The organism is Companilactobacillus paralimentarius (assembly GCF_963227125.1).
Lineage (GTDB): Bacteria > Bacillota > Bacilli > Lactobacillales > Lactobacillaceae > Companilactobacillus > Companilactobacillus paralimentarius.
The window spans coordinates 1,538,422-1,551,580 of record NZ_OY724131.1; the positions used below are offsets into that span (position 1 = coordinate 1,538,422).

The 13,159-nt window shown below is 34.5% G+C and carries 12 protein-coding genes; 1 reads left to right on the forward strand and 11 read right to left on the reverse strand.

From position 1 onward, the window contains the following. Positions 1–105: 105 nt before the first annotated feature. The 8 genes from ACI6PB_RS07445 to ACI6PB_RS07480 form a co-directional block, all read right to left on the reverse strand. On the reverse strand, positions 106–1,563 hold the full coding sequence (locus ACI6PB_RS07445) for a 6-phospho-beta-glucosidase (protein ID WP_025085505.1): 1,458 nt from the start codon (positions 1,561–1,563) through the stop codon (positions 106–108). Between the two features lie 17 nt (positions 1,564–1,580). Next, entirely contained in the window at positions 1,581–3,026 is a 1,446-nt protein-coding gene (locus tag ACI6PB_RS07450; RefSeq protein WP_404327230.1) for a 6-phospho-beta-glucosidase, read from the reverse strand. Positions 3,027–3,032: 6 nt separating this feature from the next. Then, positions 3,033–3,368 carry a PTS lactose/cellobiose transporter subunit IIA gene (locus tag ACI6PB_RS07455; RefSeq protein ID WP_025085507.1) on the reverse strand — a complete coding sequence of 112 codons (336 nt, stop codon included), beginning with the start codon at positions 3,366–3,368 and terminating at the stop codon, positions 3,033–3,035. A 114-nt stretch (positions 3,369–3,482) separates the two neighbouring features. Next, the gene (locus ACI6PB_RS07460; protein WP_025085508.1) at positions 3,483–3,791 is read right to left on the reverse strand and encodes a PTS sugar transporter subunit IIB; all 309 of its coding nucleotides are present in this window, start codon (positions 3,789–3,791) and stop codon (positions 3,483–3,485) included. A 504-nt stretch (positions 3,792–4,295) separates the two neighbouring features. Continuing rightward, on the reverse strand, positions 4,296–5,117 hold the full coding sequence (locus ACI6PB_RS07465; RefSeq protein WP_081784523.1) for a Cof-type HAD-IIB family hydrolase: 822 nt from the start codon (positions 5,115–5,117) through the stop codon (positions 4,296–4,298). A gap of 84 nt (positions 5,118–5,201) precedes the next feature. Beyond that, positions 5,202–6,509, reverse strand: coding sequence for a 3-phosphoshikimate 1-carboxyvinyltransferase (gene aroA, locus ACI6PB_RS07470; RefSeq protein WP_025085510.1), 1,308 nt, complete (start codon positions 6,507–6,509; stop codon positions 5,202–5,204). Positions 6,510–6,698: 189 nt separating this feature from the next. Beyond that, positions 6,699–8,036, reverse strand: coding sequence for a M20 family metallopeptidase (locus ACI6PB_RS07475; RefSeq protein ID WP_025085511.1), 1,338 nt, complete (start codon positions 8,034–8,036; stop codon positions 6,699–6,701). A gap of 22 nt (positions 8,037–8,058) precedes the next feature. After that, complete coding sequence (locus ACI6PB_RS07480) at positions 8,059–9,561, reverse strand: YfcC family protein (protein WP_404327231.1); 1,503 nt, start codon at positions 9,559–9,561, stop codon at positions 8,059–8,061. Between the two features lie 169 nt (positions 9,562–9,730). Here ACI6PB_RS07480 and ACI6PB_RS07485 point away from each other — a divergent pair, with 169 nt between their 5' ends. Beyond that, entirely contained in the window at positions 9,731–10,273 is a 543-nt protein-coding gene (locus ACI6PB_RS07485) for a hypothetical protein (RefSeq protein WP_056955729.1), read from the forward strand. 116 nt (positions 10,274–10,389) lie between these two features. On the opposite strand, the gene ACI6PB_RS07490 is transcribed toward ACI6PB_RS07485, so the two are convergent. From ACI6PB_RS07490 to ACI6PB_RS07500, 3 genes are all read right to left on the reverse strand, one after another. Beyond that, complete coding sequence (locus ACI6PB_RS07490) at positions 10,390–11,160, reverse strand: DUF4097 family beta strand repeat-containing protein (RefSeq protein WP_025085514.1); 771 nt, start codon at positions 11,158–11,160, stop codon at positions 10,390–10,392. A gap of 110 nt (positions 11,161–11,270) precedes the next feature. Further along, positions 11,271–12,647: a DUF4097 family beta strand repeat-containing protein gene (locus tag ACI6PB_RS07495; protein WP_309510877.1), complete on the reverse strand. Its 1,377-nt coding sequence runs from the start codon at positions 12,645–12,647 to the stop codon at positions 11,271–11,273. Then, positions 12,640–12,990: a PadR family transcriptional regulator gene (locus tag ACI6PB_RS07500; RefSeq protein ID WP_056955730.1), complete on the reverse strand. Its 351-nt coding sequence runs from the start codon at positions 12,988–12,990 to the stop codon at positions 12,640–12,642. The genes ACI6PB_RS07495 and ACI6PB_RS07500 overlap by 8 nt, the downstream gene beginning before the upstream one ends. Positions 12,991–13,159 lie beyond the last annotated feature (169 nt).

The window sequence follows — 13,159 nt, forward strand, 5'->3', positions numbered from 1 at the left end:
CTTTTACTAAACTAGTTTCAGTATACATGTAACAAGTTACATTTTCTAGCGATAAAAAAAGCCGAGACAAGTGATTTAGTCGTTGTCTCAGCTTTTTTGTTAGATTCAGTCTAAGTCTGATCCGTTTGAACGGATTACCTTTTGATACCAGTAGAATGAATCCTTCTTTGAACGTGCAAGTGTTCCGTTACCTTCATCGTCTTTGTCGACATAAATGAATCCGTAACGTTTGGACATTTGACCTGTTCCAGCAGAAACTAAATCAATGCAGCCCCATGGAGTGTAACCCATAAGATCTACGCCATCTTCATTAACTGCTGTAATCATTTGTTTGACGTGGGCACGCAAGTAGTCAACACGATAATCATCATGGATACTGCCATCTGATTCGACTTTATCATATGCACCAAAACCATTTTCAACGATCATCACTGGCTTGTGATAATGTTCCGTCAACCAGTTCATTGAATATCTCAAACCAACAGGATCAACAGGCCAACCCCAATCATTATATTTAAGATTAGGATTCTTAACTGCTTCACGATCACCAACAAACTTAAATTCAGGATTGTCATCACTATACTTAACAGTCATAGAATTGTAATAACTAAAACCAACATAATCCACTGTTCCTTCACGTAAAACAACGCGATCCTCAGCTGTAATATCTGGTCTTAAATCATGATTCTTGAAGTATGCTTCCATACCGACTGGATATTCACCCAGAGCTTGAACATCAGCCCACCAGTAACGTCTTTGCATGGCTTTTTCAGCTAGTAAGATGTCCTTAGGATCTGATGATGCTGGATAAACAGGAGTAAAGTTAACCATATTACCAATTTCAAAATTAGGATTGATCTTATGACCAATTTTTACTGCCAAAGCACTAGCAACAACTTCATAATGTGATGCCTGATACATCAAAGCCTCACGTTCTGCTTCTGATTCATTGTTTCTAAAGATCAAGCCAGAATCAGTTGCAATAGAGAAATCATTTGTAAAGGTTGTTTGATTATTGATTTCATTGAATGTCATCCAATACTTAACCTTATCTTTGTAACGTTTGAAACAAACAGTAGCAAACTTAACAAAGAAATCAATCACTTTACGATTTCTCCAACCACCATATTCTGTAACTAAGTGATATGGCATTTCAAAATGTGACAAAGTAATAACTGGTTCAATACCATACTTCAAACATTCATCAAACATATCATCATAGAACTTCAAGCCTGCTTCATTAGGCTCGGCTTCATCACCATTAGGAAAAATTCTTGTCCAAGCGATAGAAGTTCTAAAACACTTAAAGCCCATTTCAGCAAACATTTTAATATCATCTTTATAATGGTGATAAAAATCAATAGCCTCATGATTAGGATAATTTTTACCAGCAATTACGCCATCAGTAATTTCACGGGGTTTTTGGTAAGCACCAGCTGTCATAATATCCGACACACTGACGCCTTTGCCGTCAACATCCCAAGCTCCTTCAAGTTGGTTTGCAGCAACGGCTCCTCCCCATAGAAAATCTTTTCTCAATCCACTTTTTGTTGTTTCAGTCATATAAAAGCCCCTCTCAACTATATGTCTAAATCTTTACCATTTGATTCAATTACTTTCTTATACCAGTAGAAGGAATCCTTCTTAGAACGCTTTAAACTACCATGACCTTCATCATCTTCGTCAACATAAATCATTCCATAACGTTTCTTCATTTCACCGGTACTTGCCGACACGAGATCGATATGTCCCCATGGAGTGTAACCAAGTAATTGAACACCATCTTCTTTAACAGCCTTTTCCATTTGTAAAATATGATCATGGAAGTATTGAATACGATAAGGATCATGAATGCTACCATCAGCTTCAACTTTATCGTAAGCTCCAAATCCATTTTCAACAATAAACAAAGGTTTGTGCCAACGAGTCGTCATCCAGTTCATAGCATATCTCAAACCAACTGGATCAATTTGCCAACCCCAATCTGATTTTTCAACATATGGATTTGAAACCAAATCGTCATGTTCGTCATAATCAAAGTGAGTTTCACCTTCATGTGCCTTCGTAGCAAAGGACATGTAGTAACTGAAGCCAACATAATCAACTGTTCCAGCCTTGATTGTTGCTAAATCGCTGGCTGTAATATCCAGATTATAATCCTTACGAGCCCAATACTTTTGAATCCATTCAGGATAGAATCCTAGAGCTTGAACATCGCCAAAATAATAGCGATATTGCATTGCTCGTTCAGCTTTCATAATATCGGCTGGTTTAGATGTCAATGGATAAATTGGACACATAGCAATCATAGAACCAACTTGTAAACTTGGATCTATTCGATGAGCAATTTGAACTGCATCCGCACTCGCAACAAATTCGTAATGGGCAGCTTGGAACATTTCCTCTTCCCAGTTGTCATTCTTATCTAATTGCAAGCCAGAATTTTGAAGTAATGGATGTGGATCTTGCCAATCAGTCTGATTATTAATCTCATTGAATGTCATCCAATATTTAACTTTATCTTTGTAACGTTTGAAACAAACTTCAGCAAAACGATCAAAAAACTCAATCATCTTACGATTGCTCCAACCGCCATATTCTTTAACAAGATGATATGGCATTTCAAAATGTGACAAAGTAATAACTGGTTCAATACCATACTTTAAACATTCATCAAACATGTCATCATAAAATTTTAAACCGGCTTCATTAGGTTCTGTCTCATCACCATTAGGGAAAATTCTTGTCCAAGCAATAGATGTTCTGAAACATTTTAAACCTAATTCAGCAAATAACTTAATATCCTCTGGATACTTGTGATAGAAATCATTACCCCAATGATTAGGATAAATTTCTCCATCCTCGACACCATCTGTAACTCTTCTTGCAACACCTTTAGCACCAGCTGTCATAACATCGGCAATACTTACGCCTTTGCCACCCTCATTCCAGCCACCTTCTAATTGGTGTGCTGCAACAGCGCCTCCCCAAAGGAAACCTTTGGGCATTTGAATTCCCTCACTCATTTGAGATTATTCTCCTTCTTTTGCAAGTTTCTTATATAGATCAACAATTTCTCCCGCTAGATCTCTAAATGTAATAGCATTCATAATGTGATCTTGTGAATGTACCATTAGTAAAGTAACTTTAGCATGATCACCATTAGCTTCTTTAGTTAACATATCTGTTTGAGAATTATGAGCATCAACTAAGAACTTGTCAGCTTCCTTCAATTTTTGATCGGCAACTGTAAAGTGACCCTTTTTAGCAGCATTGATAGCTTCAAAAGATGAACTCTTAGCATTTCCTCCGTTAATGATTAGTCCCATAACTGTTTGTAATTGTTCATCATGTTGTTCTTCTGTCATTTTTCTTTTCTCCTCAATTATTAATTCTTTAATTTTTATTAAGCGCTTACTTTATCCATAAAAAACGAAAAGGGTGCTAACATGCGCCCTTTTTTGTTTTTTATTAATGAATGATTATTTAATTAAGCTTAAAGCTTCTCTTAGAACTTTTTCACCGTTCATCATTCCGTAGTCTTGCATGTTGATAACTTCAACAGGAATTGTCAACTTCTCTTTGAATTGACCTTCTAGATATCTAACTTGAGGTCCAAGCATCAAAACATCAGGATGTTTTTCTTCTAGTTTTGCATCAGCATCAGCAGCGGCAGTAGCGAAAATTTCAGCATCAACACCATCACTTTCAGCAGCCTTTTGCATCTTTGATACTAGTAAACTTGTTGACATACCTGCAGCACAGCAAAGCATAATTGTTTTTTCAGCCATAATAAAATACCCCTTTGAATAAAATATTTATTTGTTTTTTATTTAAAACGTTTACTTAAAACGCTTTCATAGAACAATTAGATTGTATAACTAGTTTCAACATTTATCAAGATGTTTTTATCAAAAAACATCTTGAATTTATAAAATCACTCTCAAAACATTTATAGACCGCCAAAAGTAACCCCAATTCTAAAAATTAAAATAGCATCTATTCAGAAAAAACAATTCTTACTCAAGTTTTGTTACAACCAAATGCCAACTAATCTAGTGAAAATACCTCACTGTCCGCAAAAAAAACGACCTCTATTGAGCATTCAAGATATATCTTTACTTGAATCCCTCAATAGAGGCCGGTCTTGTTTGTTTTTAATTTTTATAGTATTACTTAGCAAAATAGAATCCTTCACAACGGTTTTACACTGCTAATGTCAATTCAAAGAAAGTGGAAAACAATACAATGACTTTAAAAATGATATACTGCATCATCTCTTGAACAAATGCAGGTTAATCAAATTCTTTATTCAAAACCCGCCTAATCATAGTTGCTACACCATCTTGATTATTAGTGTCGGTAACTTTCCAAGCCACATCTTTCACTTTATCAATTGCATTAGCCATGGCCACACCATAGCCAGCTTCTTTGATCATGTCTAAATCATTTCCATAATCACCGAAGCACATAAAACTATTCATGGGAATTGTTTCATATTCTGAAATATGTTGCAAAGCTGACAGTTTTGTTACATCTTGACCATTAATTTCAAAATAATCATTACCAGAACGACTGATTGTTATCGGTAAAGCAGTAAACGACTCTAATTTTTTTTGTAATTCATGCAGCCTTTTAGGTGGACAACTGAAACAAACCTTATAAATATTCAAATCCTTCTGATCATTCAACTTCATCAATTCATTTACAGAATGAGCCTTAAAGTGATGTCGTCCCATCCCCTCAAAGTAAGTATTCCAATGATGATTGGGATCGTAGATATAAGTATCATTAAGTCCATCTAAGACAATCTTGAATTTACTAAATTCTGCACGTTTTAGAATTTCCGCAATTACGTCGTGATCCAAAGGATGATCAATAATCCTTTTCCCCTTAGCATTAACTACAACTGCTCCATTTAAAACCACGCGATAACCAGGTATTTTTAAATCTTTTTCAAAAAATTTATTAACAGAATGCAAAGTTCTCCCCGAACAGATTGCAAACACAATTCCGGAATTGACCGCATCGCGAATAGCCTGCACGTTTGAAGTGGATATTTTACTGTAACTATTCAACAGTGTTCCGTCTAGGTCAGTTCCAATAAATTTAATCATTAGTTAAGTAACCCCTTACAAAAATCTCGATTACACTAATCATACGACACTAGTTAGCAAAAAAGAAGTCTCTTTCTAACTAAACTAATCACATGCGACTAATACTTTTCTGAAATCAGCTAGAAAATTAGGATAAGAAATATCAATCGATTCAATGTTTTTTATCTTAAAGGAGGTTTCAGTAAGAATTGAGGCTACGCAAAGCATCATAGCAATCCGATGATCATTGTGACTGTCAACATCATCTTTAACTTTGATCGCTTGACCACCATTGATTACGATTGAATCATCGTTAACTTGCATAATTATTCCTAGTTTAGCTAATTCCACTCGCATATTTCGGATGCGATCGCTTAATTGTAAATGCACGTCGTGAATTCCCTCTATTACAGTCTGCCCTTCCGCCTGAGAAGCCAATAAAGCAATCAAAGGTATCTCATCAACAATAAACGGTACCTCTTTAGCAGTAACCGTGGTCCCGTGTAATTTCTGTGATTTAATCACCAAATCACCGTAGGGCTCAACAATATTTATTGAATGACTCTCTAACATAATATTGGCACCCATTTTTTGAGCAACATTCAATAAACCAATTCTTGTGGAATTTAATCCCACTTTGGGAAGTCTGACTTCACTACCTTTAGATAACAAAGCACCAGCAATATAAGGTGCCGCTGAAGAAAAGTCACCTGGTATCATCAAGCTTTGACCAGTCAAATGAGTATTTTGAGGATTGATTGTAATAATATCTGGTTTAGCATCAACGTCGGCGCCAAAATAATTTGCCAAAACCTCTGTATGATCTCTTGTAGGCAATTTCCGAATAATTGTAGTAGGCGTTTTGGCATAAATACCTGCCATTACTAAGCCACTTTTAATTTGAGCACTGGAAATATCTTGTTGATAAGTAATGCCCTGTAAATTATCACTGCCCTGCATTTTGATTGGTAAATAATCATTTGACAGTTTTTGAAAATTTGAACCCATCTGTTGCAATAAGACTACTAATCTATCGATTGAACGCTTCTTTAAGAAGTTGCCGCCATTAACGGTATATTCATTATTACTCGTCGCTAAAACACCCAATAAAAGGCTTTCCAGAGTTCCAACATTCTCAATATCTAATGGATCATCCAATGATTTGAGTCGGTGATTGACTCCTTTAATAATCATGTCATTGTTACTCATTTCCGTATGAATTTTGGCTCCAAGTTTTTTAAAAACTTTTGTCGTTACGGCCAAATCATCAGAGTAGGAAAAATTGCTAATCTGTGTAACTCCGTCTGCTAATGCACCAAAAGTAATCGCCCGATGAGCAATACTCTTATCACCAGGAACGATAACTTCACCTTGAAATTTAAATTTTGCTGCTCGTGTATTATAATCAAACATTTTTATTACACCTCAATATATCTAAAGATTATTTTCATAACCTCTTCTTAATGCTACGCTACCTAATTTTCCCACATAAAACAATTTTTTTGTCCTGAAAATAAAAAAAGACATTTACTAGAGCTCACGACCAAATGTGTGCCTCTCGTAAATGTCCATTTTTTATTATAAATTATTTGCAACAGATTCCTATTTAACACACAAGCGATAAATTGCTTCTGCAAAAATTTCCATGGCTTTCTTCATATCAGCCTTACTCCAATTTTCATTAGCTTGATGCATGAAGTCAGGAGTTGTTGGTAACATTCCACCAAAAGCTACACAATTATGCATTGTTCTAGCGAATGTGGCACCTCCAGAAATAGCTGGTTGTGATTTAGTATCGCCAGTTAGATCTTGATAGGTTGACATCAGAGTTTTAACTAATTCACTGTCAGTTGGTACGTATAATGGAGCAACATAATCGAAGTTCTCATATTTCATATCAAATTTAGCAACTGCATCTGAAATTTTTTGAATTAATTCGTCGTGTTCAATTTTAACAGGAATTCTTAAATCAATTTGCATTCTTGATTCTTCAGGTGTGATCTTCAAACTAGAAATATTAAACGTTAGTTTTCCAGAAACATCATCAGAAACATCCCCTAGAAGATTTGTTCCATTTGCATCTTCACCAAAAGCCTTTAAAAACTTCAATACAGCGATATCTGGGAAGACATCAGCTAAGGCAATACCCAATCTAACTACTGCATTAGTTCCCTCAGGAGCATTCATGGCATGAACTGACTTACCGTGAACTTCAATTGAACCATCATGATCCTCAGCCTCAAAGTTGTGTTTTTGCAAAGCCTTCAAAACTTCGGCTTGTTTAGGACCGCTATAAACTGCCTTTCCGGGAACGGCGTTAAAAGCATTTTCCAAATCTAAATTCAATTCAGTTGATCCTGGTCCAACTAAGTATGATTGCTGCAAACCTTTTTCGGCATAAATCAATGGGAATTCAGCATCAGGTGCAATTCCTAAGTCGATTGGATCTTCTTTTTTATTATATTCAGCCAAACATCTCCAGAGAATTTCTTCGTCAGTTCCGAAAATTACTCGAATTTTCTTATTGAATTTGTAGCCTTTATCAAGGATTGCCTTAATAGCATAAATTGCAGCCATTGTAGGTCCCTTATCATCTTGAGTTCCACGGCCATATAATTTATCATCTTTTTCGGTTAATTTATAAGGTTCAACATTCCAAGCTTCCAAATTTCCGGCAGGAACTTCATCCATATGACCGACGATACCAAAGGTTTCATCACCCTCACCAATATCTGCATAGCCATAGTAGCCTTCTGGATCTTCGTAAGTCTTAAAGCCTAATTTTTCAACAATAGCTAGAACTTCATCCAAAGCCTTTTTAGGACCCTTTCCAAAAGGTGCCTTTGGTTGTGCTGGTTCATTGTATGACGGCACACTAACAATTTTTGCTAAATCAGCGATTGCCTCTGATTGAATTTCATCTGTAATAAATTTTTCCATTACTAATTTCCCCCTCAATTTACTAAATTATTGCACAAATAACTAAGAACACTGCTACGACAACAAAGAGAATCGCCATCAGTTTCCACATGTACTTAAACCACTTAAGAATGTCAACGTGCCCAATAGCCAACGCACCCATAACAACCCCTGAAGTTGGTGTAACTAAGTTGACCCAACCTGAAGCAGCTTGGTAAGCGGTAATAACTAATGAACCATCAACACCAGAGAATTTACCTAATGGACCCATGATTCCCATAGTAGCGGCAGCTAATCCTGAAGTTGATGGAATCAAGAATGACATTGGTATATAGAAAATATAAGTTAAAACAATAAAGACACCTGCTGACAAACTTTGTAAACCAGTTTCTCCAGCATGTAACACTGTAGCTGTGATATAACCATTATTCATAACAACTTGAATACCACGAGCCACGGCTACAATAATTGCAACACTCAAGAAGTCATTCATTCCACCTAAAAAGGCATCAATAAATTCTGATTCTTTCATACGGAAAACAAACATTACTACAACTGACATCATAAAGAATAATGTCGTAATTTCAGTGAAATACCAAGTTCCTAATGGGGCTAAGTCTTTACCGATCAGAGCACCCAAGAAAGGAATATTTGTTAACCACTTAGTAAAACTGTCAAAGAAAGTCCAATGTTCATTCAAACTTGACCATGGGATTAAACTGACAATCATAATTAAGAATGTTAAACCAAATAACCAAAGAACTGCCTTTTGACGTGATGACAACTTATCGTCAATACTACGTTCAGGCATTGAAAATTCTTCTAAATCTTTTTGACGACGATCAAAGACATATGACTGTGATGGATCTTTTTTGATTTTATCGGCGTAACGCATTACATAAACAATACTAATAACCGTCACAATGACTAACAAAATCAGTCGTTGAATTAGTCCATCACCCGGTGAAATACCTAAAGTTTGTGATGCAACCCCTGTGGCAAAAGGATTGACAGTTGAAGCTAAACATCCAACCTGTGTTCCAATTAAAGCAATTGAAATAGCTGTGATAGAATCATAGCCAACTCCAATCATGACCGGAATCAAAATTGGATAAAAAGCAATTGTTTCTTCACCCATTCCATATGCTGATCCACCGATGGCAAATAATACCATCAGAATTGGAATCAAAGCTTTCTCTTTACCACTGTATTTTTTTACAGTAGCGCTAATTCCATCATCTAGTGCTCTCGTCTTGTTGACTACTCCCAAAAAACCACCAATAACTAAGATGAACAGTGATACTGAAATAGAACCTTCAGTTTCAGAAGTTCCAACCATACCATTGATTGGTGCTAAGAAAACATCCCAAATACCTTGCGGACTACTTGCACGAGCCTTATAAGTCCCCGCAATAATATTTCCGGCTTTGGTAGTAGCATATTCCCCAGCAGGAATAATCCAAGTCAAAACTGCCACTAAAATTATTAGGAAAAACAATATCGTATACGCGGAAGGCATTTGCCATTTTTTGGCTTTTTTCCCCATAAACATTATCCTCCTCTATCTATGTGATATACATGTAGAATATACGATAAAATTACTTATTACAATGCTTTCCTAAAAAATAGTTTTAAATAAAATTCCCATCACTCCGCTTGTGATAGCGTTTACAAGCCGTTACAATGTTCTTAGATTCTAAGAAAGGATAACGCAAATGATCGAAAAAACTGAATTTGGAAAAAAAATTAATCGTCGTCCTTTAATAGTCAGTCTATTACTTAGCTTAATTGCTGGAGGATTGGGATCTTTATTTAATTTATCGGTTGCTCTTAGTTTATTCCTAGGTATCCTCTTTTTATTAATCTTCATTTACTACCCCAGCAATCTGCCTAAAATCTTTGGACATTGGCAGTTAGAAAAACACGGAGTATCCTATTACAAATTAAATTCTTATCCTGATCGTTTAAAATTGATTTTTTTACCTGATCACATTGACTATCAATTTATCAGTTTTTCTCAAGTTAAAAAATGTTATATTATCGAAAATAACAAAGAATATGACTTACAAAATATCCTCACTATTAAACCTACTAAACAGTCTTTTTTCCCATGGCTGAGAAAGCCATTCTATCTTGTATTAGATCTTAACAAGGGAAAAATTTTATTAGATTTATCTTGGGATCAACAACATGATCCTAAAAATACTCTTTATCGAGTTAGCAATGTTTTGAAAATCATTACCGAAAAGATCAGTTAAAAAAGACCAGAGCAGTGACCATCTTTGATGGTTATTGCCCTGGTCTTTTTATTTATAAACTAGCCCTTTGTATATGAAAATATATTGTACAGAAACAATTTTATTCTGCTCTCTACTCATTTAACCTTAATTCGTCCAGACTTAGTTTGAACATTCAATTGGTACTGCGGATCATTACCTACCGTACCTTCTTTATATTCCAAACGATCATGGCGTAAATTAGTCCTAGGTGCTTTGATTTCAGCCACTTTAGACTGTAATTTAAAATCATAGGAATCCTTTTCAGGCATCGAAACCTTAACCGTTCCCTTAGTATCATTAACAACAATATTTCCAGAAATCATCTCAAAATCTAATTGAACATAACCTGAAGAACTAGATACACTGCCAGCTCCACTTAGAGAAACAGCTTTGATCATTCCACTATAAGAGTTCAAGTAGAATCGGCGACTCCAAACATTATCCAATTTTATATCACCATTACGTGATTGAATAAAGAATCCCTTTCTGATTTTTAAATCATCCAAAACTATTTTGCCTGAGTTATCAGTAATGAACAATTGTTGACAAGTCATGTCATGCAACAGAATTGAACCATTATGATTCGATATAATCACGTCACCGATAAAAGTTTTTGGGATAAACACTTGAAGTTCGAATTTCAAAGTTGGAATTCGAGGGTACTTTTCCTGACTAATGGATAAATCATCGCCGGTAACATCAACTTTGAACATATATTTCAAATTACGACGTGACATCAATTCACGTACAATGAACTTTTCACCATCAGTCGACATTACTCTCACATTAGAATTATTACAATTAATACTTAACTTATTGACATCAAACATTGGGATAAAGTGTTGATTTACTATTTTTTCAATCATAATCAATACTTCCTAATCTATTATTATCCTCAAAAATTCTCTATGAGTATAAATTAATATTGATTAAATTGTAATAAAGATGTCTTCAACTATCCAAATCGTCAATTTTATTATGAAACTTTGATAATACCTGATTTTGCCCGAACAGTCAGCTGATATTGAGGATCATCACCAACTATTCCTTCCTTTAAGTTCATAATATCGTGCAGCCAGTTAGTAGCTTGTTTCATATGAACAATTCCTTCTTTGGCTTCCAAATCAAATTTATAAGAATCATCTTCAGGCATATTTAATTTGACCATACCACTGTTGTTTTCAATATTTATGTCACCGGTGACTTTAGCAAAATTCATATGAATAGCACCAGATTTAACAATAATATTACCGGCACCATTAAAATCAATTCCTCTAATTGATCCACTTTTAGATGAAATATCAAATTTAGGCGTTGCTACAGTATCCATATTGACCAGACCACTATGATCATTGATCGTTAACTGTTTCTTAGCTAAAACATGATCCAATGTTAATTTACCAGAATTTACATCAAGCAATAAAACTTGGCTCTCAAAGTTATTCAAATAAACTGCGCCACTGTGACATTCGATAATCGTTTTATCTAAAACATGCATGTTTTGAACTTGTAAGTTACCACTATCATTAATTATTTGTAGTGCCTTGACATAGGACTTGGGAATCAAAATTTTTACTCTGATTTTTAGTGGCAAGAAATGTGGAATTTCACCTTGTTTAATACTCAAAACACCATCAACTAAATCTGTTTTTACTTGGTAATTAGGATTGGTACGTGACATATACTCACTAATTTTAATTTTATTATCATCAGTAGACAAAACTTTTAAATCAGCATTCTTATAATTAATTTTGATTTTATTCAAATCCGCATAATCAAATTCATATTCATCGGTCAAAGGTAAAGTTTCAACACGAACTTCAGTGTTAAAGTCTTCATTATTTAAATCATCGTCAAAGTCCTCAAATTCTTTACCAAAGTAATTATCGAATTCATCTTTACCTTTTTTAAATGATTTCACATTACCTTTAAAATTAATGCCACTATCATTAATTACTAAATTGCCAAATTTGATTCCATCATCGTTGATTTTGATAGTTTTTCCATTATTAACTGTAATACCATTGTCATTTATATTGAGCAGTTCGCCATTATCTATACTAATACCCGAATTATCAATATTAAACGTGTGCCCTGCAGCGTGCTTATAATGCTCACTTTGATGAGTATCATTCAAAACTTGATTGATTACTTCATCAATATCGCCAAATTCTTTGAAGGCTTTTTCAACCGCAATTACTGGGGTCACATCATCGATTAATTTATCTTCCGCAGATGACATCAAATCAGATGATAACTCTTCTTTTAAATCACTTAATTCAACGTTTTCAGGATAATCATTAAAAATTTTATTTAATCTTTGATCAACTAATGTCTTTATTTTTTCATTCATGATTATTTATCCTTCCTAAAATTAATTCATCAATTACCTTTTTAGCAAAATTCCAAGCTTCAATATTATCCGTTAAAGTTTGTTTACCCTGAGTAGTTATCTGATAATACTTACGGCGTCCACCTTGAGTTTCATCACCCCAATAACCAACAATGTCACCATTCTTTTCTAACCTTCTAAAAACGGTATAAAGGGTAGCTTCATTCAATTCATAATCATTGTGACTCAATTCTTTAACTCGTTTAGCAATTTCATAACCATAACTGTCGCCTTGACTAAGAATGTTTAAAACAATCGTTGCGGTGTGTCCACGAATAATATCTTTGGAAATTAGTGGTTTCATTATTTCATCTCACCTTTTTTCTATGGCAATAATGTATCACCAATTACTATGCGTGTCAAAGTAATTTATTCAAAACAGTATTTTGTTTACAAAAAGTCAAACTAAAATTACCCTTTTACTTTGATATGTTTTAGTATTAAGTTAGTAAGATTTATTTGAAGTTCATTTA

Bases quoted from the DNA above. Each gene is read 5' to 3' on its own strand.
- ACI6PB_RS07475 (WP_025085511.1), bottom strand. From the start codon at position 8,036: ATGGAAAAATTTATTACAGATGAAATTCAATCAGAGGCAATCGCTGAT.
- ACI6PB_RS07490 (WP_025085514.1), bottom strand. From the start codon at position 11,160: ATGATTGAAAAAATAGTAAATCAACACTTTATCCCAATGTTTGATGTC.
- ACI6PB_RS07445 (WP_025085505.1), bottom strand. From the start codon at position 1,563: ATGACTGAAACAACAAAAAGTGGATTGAGAAAAGATTTTCTATGGGGA.
- ACI6PB_RS07455 (WP_025085507.1), bottom strand. From the start codon at position 3,368: ATGACAGAAGAACAACATGATGAACAATTACAAACAGTTATGGGACTA.
- ACI6PB_RS07450 (WP_404327230.1), bottom strand. From the start codon at position 3,026: ATGAGTGAGGGAATTCAAATGCCCAAAGGTTTCCTTTGGGGAGGCGCT.
- ACI6PB_RS07480 (WP_404327231.1), bottom strand. From the start codon at position 9,561: ATGGGGAAAAAAGCCAAAAAATGGCAAATGCCTTCCGCGTATACGATA.
- ACI6PB_RS07495 (WP_309510877.1), bottom strand. From the start codon at position 12,647: ATGAATGAAAAAATAAAGACATTAGTTGATCAAAGATTAAATAAAATT.
- ACI6PB_RS07465 (WP_081784523.1), bottom strand. From the start codon at position 5,117: ATGATTAAATTTATTGGAACTGACCTAGACGGAACACTGTTGAATAGT.
- ACI6PB_RS07485 (WP_056955729.1), top strand. From the start codon at position 9,731: ATGATCGAAAAAACTGAATTTGGAAAAAAAATTAATCGTCGTCCTTTA.
- ACI6PB_RS07500 (WP_056955730.1), bottom strand. From the start codon at position 12,990: ATGAAACCACTAATTTCCAAAGATATTATTCGTGGACACACCGCAACG.
- ACI6PB_RS07460 (WP_025085508.1), bottom strand. From the start codon at position 3,791: ATGGCTGAAAAAACAATTATGCTTTGCTGTGCTGCAGGTATGTCAACA.
- aroA (WP_025085510.1), bottom strand. From the start codon at position 6,509: ATGTTTGATTATAATACACGAGCAGCAAAATTTAAATTTCAAGGTGAA.